The 15,920-nt window shown below is 71.6% G+C and carries 13 protein-coding genes; 9 read left to right on the forward strand and 4 right to left on the reverse strand.

Features of this window, described 5'->3' with window-relative positions; genetic code table 11:
* From ACIPJI_RS06535 to ACIPJI_RS06555, 5 genes are all read left to right on the forward strand, one after another.
* The gene (locus ACIPJI_RS06535; RefSeq protein WP_356625321.1) at nt 1–1,572 is read left to right on the forward strand and encodes an NADH-quinone oxidoreductase subunit M; all 1,572 of its coding nucleotides are present in this window, start codon (nt 1–3) and stop codon (nt 1,570–1,572) included.
* Nucleotides 1,569–3,224 (forward strand): NADH-quinone oxidoreductase subunit NuoN, encoded by a 1,656-nt coding sequence (nuoN, locus tag ACIPJI_RS06540; protein ID WP_307707743.1) that lies wholly within the window; start codon nt 1,569–1,571, stop codon nt 3,222–3,224. The genes ACIPJI_RS06535 and nuoN overlap by 4 nt, the downstream gene beginning before the upstream one ends.
* A 222-nt stretch (nt 3,225–3,446) precedes the next feature.
* Nucleotides 3,447–3,767: a hypothetical protein gene (locus tag ACIPJI_RS06545; RefSeq protein ID WP_402244833.1), complete on the forward strand. Its 321-nt coding sequence runs from the start codon at nt 3,447–3,449 to the stop codon at nt 3,765–3,767.
* A gap of 99 nt (nt 3,768–3,866) precedes the next feature.
* Nucleotides 3,867–4,820 (forward strand): AraC family transcriptional regulator, encoded by a 954-nt coding sequence (locus ACIPJI_RS06550; RefSeq protein ID WP_402244835.1) that lies wholly within the window; start codon nt 3,867–3,869, stop codon nt 4,818–4,820.
* A gap of 39 nt (nt 4,821–4,859) precedes the next feature.
* Nucleotides 4,860–5,729: a carbohydrate-binding protein gene (locus ACIPJI_RS06555; RefSeq protein ID WP_402244838.1), complete on the forward strand. Its 870-nt coding sequence runs from the start codon at nt 4,860–4,862 to the stop codon at nt 5,727–5,729.
* An 87-nt stretch (nt 5,730–5,816) separates the two neighbouring features.
* On the opposite strand, the gene fahA is transcribed toward ACIPJI_RS06555, so the two are convergent.
* Together fahA and ACIPJI_RS06565 are read right to left on the reverse strand one after the other, a co-directional pair.
* A complete protein-coding gene (gene fahA / locus ACIPJI_RS06560; RefSeq protein WP_402244841.1) occupies nt 5,817–7,043 on the reverse strand; it encodes a fumarylacetoacetase in 1,227 nt (408 codons plus the stop codon).
* 83 nt (nt 7,044–7,126) lie between these two features.
* Nucleotides 7,127–9,181, reverse strand: coding sequence for a CocE/NonD family hydrolase (locus tag ACIPJI_RS06565; RefSeq protein WP_402244843.1), 2,055 nt, complete (start codon nt 9,179–9,181; stop codon nt 7,127–7,129).
* A gap of 207 nt (nt 9,182–9,388) precedes the next feature.
* Here ACIPJI_RS06565 and ACIPJI_RS06570 point away from each other — a divergent pair, with 207 nt between their 5' ends.
* The 4 genes from ACIPJI_RS06570 (at nt 9,389) to ACIPJI_RS06585 (ending at nt 13,812) form a co-directional block, all read left to right on the forward strand.
* A complete protein-coding gene (locus tag ACIPJI_RS06570; protein WP_307707748.1) occupies nt 9,389–10,399 on the forward strand; it encodes a polyprenyl synthetase family protein in 1,011 nt (336 codons plus the stop codon).
* 164 nt (nt 10,400–10,563) lie between these two features.
* Nucleotides 10,564–11,799 carry an outer membrane lipoprotein carrier protein LolA gene (locus tag ACIPJI_RS06575; RefSeq protein WP_402244845.1) on the forward strand — a complete coding sequence of 412 codons (1,236 nt, stop codon included), beginning with the start codon at nt 10,564–10,566 and terminating at the stop codon, nt 11,797–11,799.
* Between the two features lie 134 nt (nt 11,800–11,933).
* Complete coding sequence (locus ACIPJI_RS06580) at nt 11,934–12,872, forward strand: ATP-binding cassette domain-containing protein (RefSeq protein ID WP_402244846.1); 939 nt, start codon at nt 11,934–11,936, stop codon at nt 12,870–12,872.
* On the forward strand, nt 12,859–13,812 hold the full coding sequence (locus ACIPJI_RS06585) for an ABC transporter permease (protein ID WP_402244848.1): 954 nt from the start codon (nt 12,859–12,861) through the stop codon (nt 13,810–13,812). The genes ACIPJI_RS06580 and ACIPJI_RS06585 overlap by 14 nt, the downstream gene beginning before the upstream one ends.
* A 103-nt stretch (nt 13,813–13,915) precedes the next feature.
* Here the strand turns inward: ACIPJI_RS06585 and ACIPJI_RS06590 are convergent, their stop codons facing one another.
* On the reverse strand, nt 13,916–15,232 hold the full coding sequence (locus tag ACIPJI_RS06590) for a M28 family metallopeptidase (protein ID WP_402244850.1): 1,317 nt from the start codon (nt 15,230–15,232) through the stop codon (nt 13,916–13,918).
* A 236-nt stretch (nt 15,233–15,468) separates the two neighbouring features.
* Nucleotides 15,469–15,918, reverse strand: a complete 450-nt coding sequence (locus tag ACIPJI_RS06595; RefSeq protein ID WP_356620519.1) for a VOC family protein — start codon at nt 15,916–15,918, stop codon at nt 15,469–15,471.
* Between the last annotated feature and the right edge of the window lie 2 nt (nt 15,919–15,920).

Below are 15,920 nucleotides of genomic sequence, written 5' to 3' on the forward strand. Positions count from 1 at the left end.
ATGTCCTTCCCGATCCTGACGGCCACGGCGGTGCTCCCGGCGGTGGGCGCCATCGTCACCGCCGCCGTCCCCGCCGCGCGCAGGACCGCCGCCAAATGGGTGGCCCTGCTCTTCTCGCTCGCCACCCTGGTCATGGCCGCGATCGTGCTCGTACGGTTCGAGCCCGGCGGCGAGAGGTACCAGCTCACCGAATCGCACGCCTGGATCGCCGACTTCGGCGTCCGCTACGAGCTCGGCGTGGACGGCATCGGGGTCGTGATGGTGGCGCTCACCGCGCTGCTGATCCCGTTCGTCATCCTCGCGGGCTGGCACGACGCCGACCCCCTCGAGAACAAGTCGTCACGCTGGCGGCCCACTCAGGGCTTCTTCGCCCTGATCCTCATGGTCGAGGCGATGGTGGTCCTGTCCTTCGAGGCCACCGACGTCTTCCTCTTCTACATCCTGTTCGAAGCCATGCTCATCCCGATGTACTTCCTCATCGGCGGCTTCGGCGACCGCGCCCACTCCGGCACCGACGAGAACGCCGCCGCCCAGCGGTCGTACGCGGCGGTCAAGTTCCTGCTGTACAACCTGGCCGGCGGCCTGATCATGCTCGCCGCCGTCATCGGGCTGTACGTGGTCGCGGGCAGCTTCTCGCTCTCCGAGATCGCGGAGGCAAGGGCGAACGGCTCGCTGGAGATGGCGACCACCACCGAACGGCTGCTGTTCCTCGGCTTCTTCTTCGCCTTCGCGATCAAGGCGCCGCTGTGGCCGCTGCACACCTGGCTGCCCAACGCCATGGGCGAGGCGACGGCCCCCGTCGCCGTGCTCATCACGGCGGTCGTCGACAAGGTCGGCACCTTCGCGATGCTGCGGTTCTGCCTCCAGCTCTTCCCGGAGGCGTCGAAGTGGGCGACCCCGGCGATCATCGTGCTGGCGCTGGTCAGCATCGTCTACGGCGCGCTGCTGGCGGTCGGCCAGCGCGACATCAAGCGCCTGATCGCCTACGCGTCGGTCTCGCACTTCGGCTTCATCATCCTCGGCATCTTCGCCATGACCAGCCAGGGCCAGTCCGGCGCGACGCTCTACATGGTCAACCACGGCCTGTCCACGGCGGCGCTGATGCTGGTGGCCGGCTTCCTGATCTCGCGGCGCGGCTCGCGGCTCATCGCCGACTACGGCGGTGTGCAGAAGGTCGCCCCGGTGCTCGCCGGCACGTTCCTGATCGGCGGCCTGGCCACCCTCTCGCTGCCGGGGCTCGCGCCGTTCGTCAGTGAATTCCTGGTCCTGGTCGGCACGTTCGCCGCCTATCCGGTGGCCGGGATCATCGCGACCTTCGGCATCGTGCTCGCCGCGCTCTACACCCTCGTCCTCTACCAGCGGACGATGACCGGTCCGGTGAAGGCCGAGGTGCGCACGATGCCGGACCTCAGGGTGCGTGAACTGGCGGTGGTCGCCCCGCTGATCGCCCTGCTGCTCTTCCTCGGCGTCTTCCCGAAGCCGCTGACGGAGATCATCAACCCGGCCGTGGAGCACACGATGTCCGACGTACAGAAGCAGGACCCCCGGCCCGATGTGGAGGCGGCCAAGTGAGCGCTACAGCTGTCCACAGCCTGTGGACAACGGCGGCGGAGGTCGAGCCCCTCGGCAAGATCCCCACGCCCCACATCGAGTACGCACAACTGGCGCCCGTGCTGATCGTCGTCGGCGCGGCCGTCCTGGGCATCCTGGTGGAGGCCTTCGTCCCGCGCAGGGCCCGCTACTACACCCAGCTGTTCCTCACGACCGTCGCGCTCGCGGCCGCCTTCGCGGCGGTCGTCGGGCTCGCCGCCGGCGGGTACGGCACCACCGAGAAGCAGATCGCGGCGATGGGCGCCATCGCCGTCGACGGCCCGGCGCTGTTCCTTCAGGGCACGATCCTGCTGGCCTCGCTGGTGTCGGTGTTCACCTTCGCCGAACGCCGGCTCGACCCGGCGGCGCACGGCAACCGCATCGACTCGTTCGCCGCGGAGGCAGCCGCCGTACCGGGCAGCGAGCACGAGAAGGCCGCGGTCAAGGCGGGGTTCACCACCACCGAGGTGTTCCCGCTCGTGCTGTTCGCGATCACCGGCATGCTGGTCTTCCCGGCCGCCAACGATCTGCTGACGCTGTTCATCGCCCTCGAGGTGTTCTCCCTCCCGCTGTACCTCCTGTGCGCCGTGGCCCGGCGCAAGCGGCTCATGTCGCAGGAGGCCGCGGTGAAGTACTTCCTGCTGGGCGCGTTCTCCTCCGCGTTCCTGCTCTTCGGCATCGCCCTGGTATACGGCTACGCGGGCTCCGTCTCGTACGCCCGGATCGCGGACGTCGTCGAGGGCAACGTGCGCACCATCGACCCGGCGCTCGCCGACACCATGGGCAACGACGCGCTGCTGCTGATCGGTGGCGCGCTGATCCTGATGGGCCTGCTGTTCAAGGTCGGCGCGGTGCCGTTCCACATGTGGACGCCGGACGTCTACCAGGGCGCGCCGACCCCGGTCACCGGCTTCATGGCCGCGGCCACCAAGGTCGCCGCCTTCGGCGCGCTGCTGCGGCTGCTGTACGTGGTGCTGCCGGGTCTCGCCTGGGACTGGCAGCCGGTCATGTGGGCGATCGCCATCGTCACCATGCTCGGCGGTGCGATCGTCGCCATCACGCAGACCGACATCAAGCGGCTGCTGGCGTACTCGTCGATCGCCCACGCCGGTTTCATCCTCGCCGGTGTCATCGCCACGACCCCCGAGGGCATCTCGTCCGTCCTGTTCTACCTGCTGGCCTACTCCTTCGTGACGATCGGCGCGTTCGCGGTCGTCACCCTGGTCCGCGACGCGGGCGGCGAGGCCACGCACCTGTCCAAGTGGGCGGGTCTCGGGCGGCGTTCGCCGCTGGTGGCCGCGGTCTTCGCGGTGTTCCTGCTGGCCTTCGCGGGCATCCCGCTGACCTCAGGCTTCGCCGGCAAGTTCGCGGTCTTCAAGGCGGCGGCGGAGGGCGGCGCCGGGGCGCTGGTCGTGGTCGGTGTGATCTCGTCGGCGATCGCCGCGTTCTTCTACATCCGGGTCATCGTGCTGATGTTCTTCAGCGAGCCGAAGCCGGAGGGCCCGACGGTGGCGGTGCCGTCGCCTCTGACGATGACGACGATCGGAGTCGGCGTGGCGGTCACGCTGGTGCTCGGTCTCGCCCCGCAGTACTTCCTGGATCTGGCGAGCCAGGCGGGCGTGTTCGTCCGCTGACGGGCAACGCGGCGAGAAGGTCCGGCGTCTCCTCGGGGGAGAGGCCGGACCTTCGTCGTGTTCCCGCTGCTCGCGGGAGCGCCCGCGTTGCGGGGGGAAAGGGACCGGCACCCCGCGCACGGATGAAGGAATCACCTCGTGTTGACTTCCTGCGCGAGTACCGGGCGCCCGACCAGCGTCCGGCGCTGTCGACCGATGACCGATACGGACCATGGGGGACCCATGAGCGGCCAGAACACTCCGCAGGACCAGAACACTCCACAGGCGACGGCGAGTGCGCCGGAAGGAGCCCGGAGCGCCGGCACCTGGCCGGTCGTGCTGCTCCTGCCGTCGATGCTGCTGCTCAGGTTCCTGGGTGAGCACTCCTGGGCGTACTGGACCGCTGCCGTGCTCGGCGTCCTCGGCATAGCCGCGGCCGCCGTCGCCCTCACCGGGTGCCTGCGGAATCTGGTGCGCGGGCACCGGCGGGGGCATGCCGCCGGTGCCGGTCTGCTGCTGATCGGAGCCTCCTTCGTCGTCGTCGCCCGACTCGTCGAGAGTTAGGGGCCCGCACGCCCTGTTCCGCGGCCGTGCGAGGCGTGCCATGGTGACCGCGACTGGTCCGGACCTGTCGGTGGGTCGCGAGCGCGAGGGAGCAGGACCATGCGCGGTACGACGGTGTTACCCGGGACGACGCCCTGCCGTGCCGCACGGGAGGGCGTGCTGCCCATGCACCGCCTCGAGGTGCCGATGCCCAACGCCATGCCGTTCGCCATCGGCACCTTCGACACCATCGGCCCCATGTCCCGGGCCGACTTTCCGCACCGCCACACCTTCTACGAGATCGTCCATGTCACCGCCGGGACCGGTGCCCATGTGGTCGACCTCTCCCGGTGGGAGCTGCGGCCGCCGCATCTGTGCGTCATCGCCCCGGGGCAGGTGCACCACTGGGAGGGCGCGAAGGGGCTGGAGGGGACCGTCGTGCTGTTCACCGAGGACTTCCTCCTGGACCATCCCGGCGACCGGGAGCTGCTGCGGCGGCTCGCGGAGCGCCCGTGGCGGGACCTGGACGAGCAGACCCACGAGCGGACCGCCCACCTGATCGCGGACCTCGACGACGAGTACCGCCGCGGCGCGGCGGGGTTCGCCACCGTGCTGCGGGCGCTGCTCCACATCCTCGTCGTCCGCACGGCACGCCTGCCGGAGCCCGCACCGCCACCGCCGCTCACGCGCCCCGGCGCCGTGGCGGAGGAGTTCCTGCGGCTCGTCGCCCGCAACGAGCCCGCCCTGTGGTCGGCGGCGGCATGCGCGGACCGGATCGGCGTCAGCGGCGGATACCTCGCCGAGGCGGTCAAGGCGGCGACCGGCAGGACTCCCGGCCGGCTGATCCGCGAGTCCCGCACCCATGAGGCCAAGCGGCTGCTGGCCAGGACGGACCTCACGGTGCGGCAGGTGGCGGACCGCGTGGGCTTCACCGACCCGGCGTACTTCTGCCGCTTCTTCCGGCGGGAGACCGGGGTGAGCCCCGGCGCCTTCCGGCGTGGCGGCGACGTCCACGGCGATATTCACCACGACCACCGGCTCCGGTCCATCGTCCGCCCGGAGCCGTCCGCGTAGGTTCGTTGCCGACCCCCCGCCCCCCACCAAGGAGCAGGCATGGACGGCGACACCGGCACGACCGGTGAACTTCCAGAGACGACGGCCACCGCGGCGGCACCGGACCGCCGTCCCAGCCGCAAGACGGTGCTGCGCGCGGCGCTCGCCGCGTCCGTGGCGGCGCCCATCGCCCTCATGGGCGTGCCGGCGCCGGCGCGCACCGCCTCGGCGGCAGGCGTGGCCCCTGCCCTCACCCCCGAGTGCGACGACGGCGACGACCCGACGCCGCCGCAGATGGAGGGCCCCTACTTCAAGCCCGACTCGCCGAGGCGGTCGTCGCTGCTGGAGCCCGGTACCCCGGGCACGCGGCTGACCGTGACCGGCTACGTCTTCGGGCTGGCCTGCCTCCCGCTGAGCGGTGTCCTGCTCGACTTCTGGCAGGCCGACGTCAACGGCGCCTACGACACCGTGGGCTTCCGCTTCCGCGGGCACCAGTTCACCGACGCCCGGGGCGCGTTCTCCCTCACCACGATCGTGCCGGGCCTGTACCCGGGCCGTACGCGGCACCTCCACGTCAAGGTGCAGGCCCCCGGCCGCCCGGTGCTGACCACCCAGCTGTACTTCCCGAACGAGCCCCGCAACAACACCGACCCGCTGTTCGACCCGCGGCTGCTGATGACCGTGCGCGACAGCGGCGGCGCGCGGGAGGCGGCCTTCGACTTCGTGCTGAACGTGCCGCAGACCCCGGGACCGGGCCCGACCGAGGGGCCGACCACACCGCCGCCCGGCGGCACATGGGCCGCGGGCACGACGTACGCGCCGGGTGCCCGCGTGAGCTACGGAGGTGGCACCTATGTGTGCCTCCAGGGGCATCAGGCCCAGCCCGGCTGGGAGCCACCGTCGGTCCCGGCGCTCTGGCAGGCCGAGTGACCACGGCGGGGCGCGGCTGAGGGGACCGCGCGAAGGCCCGGCACCCCTGAGCCGGGGGCCGGGCCTTCATGCTGACCAGGAGGGACGTCAGCGCGCCGGGACGATGCGCCCCGCGACCTCGCCGAGCCCGACCCGTACACCGTCCGGGCCCGGGGCCCAGGCGGTCAGTGTCACCACGTCGCCGTCCTCGAGGAACGTCCGCTTGCCTTCCGGCAGTTCGAGGGCGTCGCGGCCGTTCCAGGTGAGCTCGAGCAGCGAGCCGCGCTGGTTCACCTCGGGGCCACTGACGGTGCCGGAGCCGTAGAGGTCGCCCGTGCGGAGAGAGGCGCCGTTGACCGTCATATGGGCCAGCTGCTGGGCGGCCGTCCAGTACATGGTGTCGAACGGCGGTTCCGCGACGACCTGGCCGTTGATCGCCACCGAGATCCGTACGTCGAACCCGCCCGGCTCCTCCTCCGCCGAGTCGTCGAGGTAGGGCAGCAGCTCGACGTCACGGGCGGGCGGGGCGGTCCTTGCGGCGTCCAGTGCCTCCAGCGGGGTCACCCAGGCGGCGACGGACGTGGCGAAGGACTTGCCGAGGAACGGGCCGAGCGGCACGTACTCCCAGGCCTGGATGTCGCGTGCCGACCAGTCGTTGAGCAGGAAGAGACCGAAGACGTGGTCGCGGAAGTCCGCGAGGGCCACCGGCTTCCCCTGCTCCGAGGGCGTACCCACGAGGAAGCCGACCTCGGCCTCGATGTCGAGCTTCACGGAAGGCCCGAAGACGGGCGCGGGGTCGGTGGGCGCCTTGCGCTGCCCCGAGGGGCGTACGACATCGGTGCCGGAGACGACGACCGTGCCGGCCCTGCCGTGGTAACCGATCGGCAGGTGCTTCCAGTTGGGCGTCAGCGGCTCGCCGTCGGGGCGGAAGATCCGGCCCACGTTGGTGGCGTGGTGCTCGCTCGCGTAGAAGTCGACGTAGTCCGCCACCTCGTACGGGAGGTGCATCGTCACGGCGTCCAGCGGGTGCAGCAGCGGCTCTATGTCGGGCCGGTGCGCCGGCACCGTGACCCAGGCGGTGACGGCCCTGCGCACATCGCGCCACGTCGTACGCCCGGCCGCCAGCAGCGGGTTGAGACTCGGCCGGGCCAGCAGTCCGGCATAGGGGGAGCCGAGCGCGTGCGCGGCGGCGCCGACGTCGAGCACGTGGTTCCCGATCCGGACACCGAGCCGCCTGCGGTCGGGTTCGCCGGCCGTGGTGAAGACGCCGTACGGAAGGTTGTGCGGGCCGAAGGGGTCGCCCTCGGCGAGATCGAGCGGGCTCTGCTCGGGCATCGGTGCTTGCCTCGCTTTCCACGGATGTGGGTGACACGTTACGTGGCCGCCCCACGGTCATGGCACCGTGCCGGGCAGCCGGTTCAGCCCGCCGGCCGGGAGACGCGTTTCTCCCAGGTGCGGTGGAAGACGATCTCGTCGCCGTGCCTGCACACCAGCTCGTCGGACGTGACGAAGCCGGCCGCCTCGCAGCTGATCCCGGAACGGGTCTCGACGCGCACGTCCCAGGCCGCCTCCGGCCGGTGCAGCCGGATCGTCCACTCGGCGCGGGCGCCGGCGGAGAGCGGGTCGCCGTCCTCGATCGTGTACGTCTCGTGGCTCTCCTGCGTGTACTCCAGGCCGTCCGGGTGCACATGGGTGCCGCCACGGTGCGGTGTCGCCGCGAGGGTCCAGCGGCCGGCCGGCACATCGCGGGTGAGCAGCAGCCGCGGCGGCGGCTCGTCGAGCGTCTGCGGGACGGCGACCGGGGGTGCCGCGGAGTGCTCCGGCTCCGCGAAGCGGACGGGCTCCTCCCGCTCCTGTGCCCCGGGCTGTTGCCGGACCGGCAGGTCGAGCCGGGAGCCCGCCGGGTCGAGGGTGAAGCCCCCGGGTGCCGGGTGCGGCCAGATCCACGGCCAGTACGCGGAGGAGACGGCGAGCCTGATGCGGTGCCCCGGCTCGAAGACGTGGCAGGCCGCCGTGAGCTCGAACGTCACGTCCTCCACCGTGCCGGCGGGCCAGGGCTCCGCACGCTCCGGACCGCGCCGGGCGGCGAGGTTCAGCGCCCCGCGGGTGACGAGCGTGGACAGACCGTCGGGGGCGACGTCGCTCAGCCGCGCCACGACGGTCCCGCCGGAGGCGGCGGGGCGCAGCCGCAGCGTGACCCGGGGGCGGCCGAGAACGGTCAGGGCGTCGTCGCCGACGGGGAACTCGAAGCACGCCGAGCGCGCGTCCTCCTCCCGCTGGTCCGGCGGCAGATCGCCGTCGTGGCCGACCGGCAGGAAGCGGCCCGCGTCCGTCCCGGTGCGGAGCGGCGAGTCGACGACGACAGGGCCGCCGCCGAGCGCGTAGGGGACGACGGTGACCTGCGGCGGCGGCCACGCGTCCGTCCCGGTCCAGTGGCCCCGCGAAGGGTCGGTCGTCCCGAGCCGGCACCGCAGCAGCGGCTCCGACAGCACGCCCGTGTCCTTGTCCTTGAGCCAGTGGTCCCACCACCGGAGCGTCTCCTGGAGAAAGCCGATCGCCGGGCCCCGCTCCCGCGGATACTCCTGCCCGTGTTCCTGATCGGGGTTCCGGTCCGGGTACTGGTGCGGCCACGGCCCGATCAGTCCGCGCACCCGGTCCGCGGGGAGCTGCCCGACCAGCCTGAGGACCGTGTCCGGGTACGGCGTGTGCAGTCCGCTCACGACCAGCACGGCGGCCCGCACCGCCGCGGTGTCGTCGCTGACGCCGGCGCTCCGCCAGAACTCGTCGCGCAGCGGGTGGGCCAGCCAGGTGTGGACCGTGGGGGTGAGGGCCTCCAGCCGCGCGAGCCACATCGCGAGCCATCCGTCGCCCGTGTGGAGCGGGTCGGGCGGCCGGGCCGCGAGCGCCAGCCGGCCCGCGGCCGTCGAGTGCAGCCCCTGGGCGGCGACGGCGCCGCCGATGTAGGGGCCGTCGTTGTCGTACGGGTCGTCGCTCGCGTCCACGACCACCACCGCCCGCAGCGGCTCCGGCGCGAGTGCCGCGATCCGCAGCGCGCTCCGGCCGCCCGCGCCGATCCCGAACATGCCGACCCGGCCGCTGCACCACGGCTGCCGGGCCAGCCACTCGATCACCGCGACGCCGTCGGCGAGCTCGACCGCGTCGTACTCTCCGCCGGGGACGCCGCCGCTGTTCCCGTGGCCGCGTACGTCGACCCGCACGGAGGCGTAGCCGTGGCCCGCGTACCAGGGGTGGCGCTCACCGTCGCGGACCGCCGTCGCGTCGGTGAGCCGGTGCGGCGCGTACTCGAGCAGCGCGGGCACGGGCTCGTCGGTGACCGGCCGCCACACCCGCGCGTACAGGTCGACGGGTCCGCCGGCGTCCGGGGAGTCCCCCGCGATCCCCGGCGGTCCGGGCAGCGTGATGCGGAGATCCGTGTGGACCGTCTCGTACGGGAAGTCGGTACGGATACGCATGGCGGGACCTCGGCGGCGCGTGAGGGGCGGTGGTCCGACGGTAACGATCAAACGGTGCATTTCCTACCATTGAGGCTGATCACGAACATACCGGGGGTGGCGGGAAGGCGCTCATGGTGATCGAAAGGCGACCGGATACGCTGACTTGAGTGAATCCAGCGACACATCGACAATCCGTGTGATCGTCATCAGACAGGAGATCTCCTCGTGACCGTCGTCGAGCCGTTCGGGCTGAGCGTGCGGGACCAGGCTCTTGAGGCCGATGTCCGGACCGGGTTGTCGGCCGTCGAGGCGGGCCTGCTCGATGCCACCAAGAGCGAGGTCCCGTTCATCACGGAGGCCGCCCAGCACCTGGTGCGGGCCGGCGGCAAGCGTTTCCGGCCGCTGCTGGTGATGCTGGCGGCCCAGTTCGGCGACCCGTACGCGCCGGGGATCGTGCCCTCCGCCGTGGTCGTCGAGCTCACCCATCTCGCGACGCTCTACCACGACGACGTCATGGACGAGGCGGACGTACGGCGCGGTGTGGACAGTGCGAACACCCGCTGGGGCAACTCGGTGGCCGTCCTGACCGGCGACTTCCTCTTCGCCCGGGCCTCCCACATCCTGGCCGACCTCGGCCCGGAGGCCGTGCGCATCCAGGCGGAGGCGTTCGAGCGGCTGGTGACCGGACAGATCCTGGAGACCGCCGGACCCCGCGACGGCCGTGACCCGGTGGACCACTACCTGGACGTCATGGCCGGCAAGACGGGCTCCCTCGTCGCCGTCTCCGTACGCTTCGGCGCGATGATGTCCGGGGCCGACGACCGGGTCGTCGACACCCTCACCCAGTACGGCGAGCGGCTCGGCGTCGCCTTCCAGCTCGCCGACGACGTGCTCGACATCGCCTCCGACTCCCACGAGTCCGGCAAGACCCCCGGCACCGATCTGCGCGAAGGGGTCCCCACGCTGCCGGTCCTGCGCCTGCGCGCCATGGCGGACGCCGACGGCCGGCCGGAGGACCTCGAGCTCGTGGCGCTCCTCGAGAGCGACCTGACCGACGACGGCCGGCACGCGGAAGCGCTGCGGCGGCTGCGTGAGCACCCCGCGCTCGAGCAGGCCCGCAAGGACACCGTGCGGTACGCCCAGGAGGCGAGGGCGCTGCTCGCCCCGCTGCCGGACTGCTCGGCCAAGGCCGCCCTGGAAGAGCTGTGTGACGCGGTGGTCCACCGCGCCGGCTGATCCGCTCACGGCGCCGAACCCCCTACGGGACGGGTGAGTTGCCGGGGGTCCTTCTCATCCCAGAGGGGTAGAGGAAGTTGCGCCCGCGGTCTGACGCTTCCGTCCGGCCGATTTGGTCATATGGAGAGCACCACCCCTGACCAACCACGGAGGTAGGGCACACCATGGCACCGAACGACAGCACACGGACCACCGAAGAGGCCAAGGACCTCGCGGCGGGGCGTCGCAAGACAGCCCGCTACCTCGTCCCGGTCGCGGTGGCCGGTGTGGCGGCCGCGACCATCGGGCTCGTCCCGGCGCTCGCTGCCTCCGGTGACCCGGATCTGCCGAAGATCAGCGCGCAGGAACTCATCGAGAAGATGGCCGCGTCGGAGACCCAGCAGCTCTCCGGCACCGTCAAGATCAACACGGACCTCGGGCTGCCGTCCTTCGGCGGTCTCGCCGGTTCGCTCACCGGCGGAAGCGGTGAGGGCGAGGGTTCCTCCGCCGCTCCTGACGCCAAGCTGACCGAGCTCGCCACGGGCACCCACACCCTGCGGATCGCGGCCGACGGCCCCGACCGGCAGAAGGTGTCCATCCTGGAGGACTCCTCCGAGTACAGCCTCATCCACAACGGCGACGACGTATGGGGCTACGACAGCGCCTCGAACGAGGTCTTCCACGCCGAGGGCGACGGACAGCGCGAGGGCGAGGACGGCAAGGACCGCCGGACGCCGGACGACCTGCCCACCACCCCCAAGGACCTCGCCGACGAAGTGCTGACGGCCGCGGACGACACCACGTCCGTCACCGTCGACGGCACGTCCCAGGTCGCCGGGCGTGACGCGTACAAGCTGGTCGTCAAGCCCAAGCAGGAGGGCTCGACGGTCGGCTCGATCACCATCGCGGTGGACGCCAAGAACGGCGTGCCGCTGAAGTTCACCCTCAACCCGAGCAGCGGCGGCAAGGCCGTGGTCGACGTGGGCTTCACCAAGGTCGACTTCTCCCGGCCTGCCGCCTCCACGTTCGACTTCACCCCGCCGAAGGGCGCCAAGGTGACCGAGGCGGACGAGCCGGCGGACGGCAAGGGAACGCGGGCGCCCAAGGGCCACGAGGAGTTCGAGGGCCTCGGGGACATGGGCGGTCTCGACGTGATCGGCGAGGGCTGGACGTCCATCGCCAAGATCGAAGGACCCGGAGCCGGCCAGGGCGCCGATGCGACGAAGAAGGAGAAGGGCGACGTCCCGCCGGAGGCGCAGCAGTTCCTCGACGCCCTCGGCGACAAGGTCGAAGGAAAGTTCGGCTCCGGCACGGTCTTCAAGACCCGCCTGGTCAACGCCCTGATGACCGACGACGGCACGGTCTACGTCGGCGCCGTGACCAAGGACGCCCTGGTGAAGGCCGCGAACGAGGGCAAGTAGCAGCACCTGCCGGGCGGCGCACCGCCGGCCGGTACGGACCACCAGCAGGCATCACCCCGCCGTCCGCCCCGTCGTACGCTCCGTACGGCGGGGCGGAGGTCGAACCGGGCGGACACGGACGAACGGGAGAGTCGATGACCGCCGTCATCGAGACACGCGGCCTCACCAAGCGCTACCGGGGCGGCCGGCCGGCCGTCGACCGGCTCGACCTCAGCGTGCCGGCCGGCAGCGTCTTCGGCTTCCTCGGGCCCAACGGGTCGGGAAAGACCACCACCATCCGCATGCTGATGGGCCTCATCGGGCCCACCGCCGGCTCGGCGACGGTCCTCGGCCGGCCCATGCCCCGCTCCGCCGGTCAGGTGCTTCCGCACGTCGGCGCACTGATCGAGGGCCCGGCGCTGTACGGGTTCCTCAGTGGCCGGGACAACCTGCTGCGCTACGACTCGGCCGATCCGGCCGCCGATCCCCTTACCCGTGAAGCGCGGGTCGCGTCCGCGCTGGACCGGGTGGGCCTGACCCAGGCGGCCGGCAAGAAGGCCAAGGCCTACTCCCTCGGCATGAAACAGCGCCTTGGCCTGGCCGCGGCGCTGCTCCGGCCGAGGAAGCTGCTGGTGCTGGACGAGCCGACGAACGGCCTGGACCCGCAGGGCATGCGGGAGATCCGCACCCTGGTGAGGGAGCTGGCCGCGGACGGCACCACCGTCTTCCTCTCCTCGCACCTGCTGGACGAGATCGAGCAGGTGTGCACCCACGCGGCGGTGATGGCCCAGGGACGCCTGATCACCCAGGGCCCGGTGGCGGAGCTCGCGGCCGGGGCCAGAGGGCGGCTCGCCGTCCTCACACCGGATCCTGCGCAGGCGGTGCGGATCCTCACGGAGCACGGCCTCGCCGGTGTGGTCCGTGAGGGCGAGCGGGTAACGGCGGAACCGCCGGCGGACGAGGCGGAACTGGCCGGGCTCAACGCCGCGTTGGTCCACGGCGGTGTGCGGGTACGGGGATTCGGGGTGGAGCGCGCCTCGCTGGAGGACGCGTTCGTGGCACTGACCGGGGAGGGCTTCGATGTCGCAGGCTGAGACCGCCGGGCCGGTGGAGAAGGCCGAGCCGGTGGAGAGCCCGGCGGCCGCCGGGCCGCCGTCGACGCCCCGCCGCTTCCGCTCACCGGGCCTGTTCCGCCGGCCGGGCCTGTTCCGCTCCGAGCTGACGCTCACCTTCCGCCGCTGGCGCAGCCTGGCCCTGCTGGGGGTGCTGGCCGCCGTGCCGGTGCTCATCGGCGTCGCAGTGAAGATCGAGACGAGCGACGGCGGCGGGGTGGGCGGAGGTGGCGCCCCCGACGGCGGTGCCGGGGTCGCCTTCGTCTCGCAGATCACCAACAACGGGCTGTTCCTGGTGTTCGCCGCCCTGGCGGCGACCCTGCCGTTCTTCCTGCCGATGGCGGTGGGGGTCGTCGCCGGAGACTCGGTCGCGGGCGAGGCGAGCGCCGGCACCCTGCGGTACCTGCTGGTGGCGCCCGCCGGACGGGCGAGGCTGCTGCTCGTCAAGTTCGCCGCCGTCATGGCCTTCTGCCTGGTTGCCACGCTGACGGTGGCTCTGTCGGCGCTCGCCGTGGGGGTGTTGCTCTTCCCGGTCGGCGACGTCACCACCATCTCGGGCGTTCCCGTCCCGTTCGCGGAGGGGCTGTGGCGGGCCTTGCTGATCGCGGCGGTCGTCGCGGCATCGCTGGTGGGACTGGCCGCGATCGGACTGTTCGTGTCGACGCTGACGAGCAGCGGCATCGCGGCGATGGCGACCACCGTGGGGCTGCTGATCACCGTGCAGATCCTTCAGTCGGTCCCGCAACTGGACGCCGTCCACCCGTATCTCTTCACGCACCACTGGATGTCCTTCGCGGACCTGATGCGCGAACCGCTGCTGTGGGACGGGGTGCTGCGGAACCTCGGCCTGCAGGCCGCGTACGCGGCGGTGTTCGGCTCGGCGGCGTGGGCCCGCTTCACCACCAGGGACATCACGTCCTGAGCCCGGCATCCCCCGACCCGCGCGACGACCGCATACGCATGCCCCGGAAGCCGGAGGCACGCGCATGCGGCAGGTCGGCGGTGACGGCCCGCCGGCGGTGGGTTCAGAAGGTCAGCTTCCAGCTGTCGATGTACCCGGTGTCGTAGCGCGCCACGTCCTGTACACGCAGCTTCCAGTCGCCGTTGGCCGCTTCGGCGGACGCGTCCACGGTGTACGTGGCGATGACGTTGTCCGCGGAGTCGCTGCCGCTCGAGTTCTTCAGCCGGTAGGCGGTCCCGTCCGGGGCCACCAGGTCCACGACCAGGTCGCCGCGCCAGGTGTGCTTGATGTCCACGCCGACCTTGAGGGCGGCGGGCGCGTTGCCGGTGCGGCCGGTGACGGACACGGTGGAGGTGACGGCCGCGCCCGCGTCAGGGACGGTGACGTCGGTGGTGTTCTCGTACAGCTCGCCGGGCGGCTCCGTCGTGCCGGCGGACAGCGTCCACAGCGCGTGGGCGATCGCGTCGCTGTTGCGGTCCAGCGCGGTGTCGTTGATGTTCGACGTGGAGTCGCACGAGGAGTGGTAGCAGCGGTCGAAGGCCTGACCGGCCGTGCCGCCCCACTTCTGGGCCTGGGCGCTGGTCTTGGTGCGGCTCGCTCCGGTGAACAGGCCGCCGACCGGTATGCCCACGTTCTTGAACGACGCGTGGTCCGAGCGGCCGTCGCCCTCGGTCTCGATCTCGGTGGGGACACCGAGGCCCGCGAAGTAGCTCTTGAAGGTCTGCTCGATCGTCGGGTCGTCGTCGTAGACGAAGTAGCCCGGGTTCGGGGAGCCGATCATGTCGAAGTTCAGATAGCCGGAGATCTTCGAACGCTCCGTGGACGGCAGGCTGTTGACGTAGTGCTTCGAGCCGACCAGGCCCAGCTCCTCCGCTCCCCACCAGCCGAAGCGCAGATGCTTCGCGGGCTGGAGCTGGGCACGGGAGACGGCGAGCGCGGCCTCGAGCACGGCCGCGGAACCGGAGCCGTTGTCGTTGATGCCGGCGCCGGAGCTGACGGAGTCGAGGTGGGCGCCGGCCATCACCGTGCGGTTGACGTCACCGCCGGGCCAGTCGGCTATCAGGTTGTAGCCAGTGGTGCCGTTGTAGGTGAACTGCTGGACGGTGGTGGTGAATCCGGCCGCGTCCAGCTGGGCCTTCACATAGTCGACGGAGGCCTTGTAGCCGGCCCGGCCGTGGGCCCGGTTGCCGCCGTTCTCGGTGGCGATCGTCTGGAGGCGGTTCAGGTGCGCCTTGACGTTGGCGAGCGGTATGTCGGGTGCCGCGAGGGCGGACACCGGGGCCGCGGGAGCGGCGGACGCCGTGGGCGCGCCGGACGCGAGCAGCCCTGCCAGGGCGAACGCGGCGGCCACGGCGGAACATCTGGGAACGGAGAGCTTCATGTGGGGGCTCCGGATTCCGTACGGGGACAGGACGGAACGTGCGTGACGCCCCGGGGTTGGCGGTCCCCGGGGCGCTGGAGCTGCTTGTCGAACGCGTTGCGAGTGCTTGTGCGTTGTGCGTGCTGATGTTCAGTGACGATCTGACAAGGCGTCAAGGGCGGAAATCGGTCACGGCCGTTCGCTCAACGGACATGCGCGGGCCCGCCCTCGGACGGTCCCCGGACACCTGATGGAGGTCACTGGACGCAGAACTCGTTGCCCTCCGGGTCGCTCATCACCACCCATTGCCCGCCCTGCTCGTTCACCCGGCGCAGTACGGTCGCCCCCAGCGACTCCAGCCTGGCGGTCTCCGCCTCCATCTCCCCCGGGGCGGAGTGCAGATCGATGTGGACCCGGTTCTTCACCGTCTTCGGCTCCGGCACCCGCTGGAACAGCACGCGGCGCCCGAGCCCGGCGTCGCTCACCTTGTCGTGGTCGTCGTCCGGATGCCGGACCGCGGCCAGATCGCGCCACGCACGGCGACCGCGTGTTTCCAGGGTCGCCTCCGGCGGCGCCGCGCCTTGGGTGAGGAGCTGCTCGATGAGTGTGCTGTGGTCCTCGACCACGTAACCGAGGGCCTCGGCCCAGAAGCCGGCCTGGGCGTGCGGATCCGCGGAGTCGATCACGAGCTTCCAATGCAGCGTCATGG

The organism is Streptomyces sp. NPDC086835, from assembly GCF_044745705.1.
In the GTDB taxonomy this organism is placed as follows: domain Bacteria; phylum Actinomycetota; class Actinomycetes; order Streptomycetales; family Streptomycetaceae; genus Streptomyces.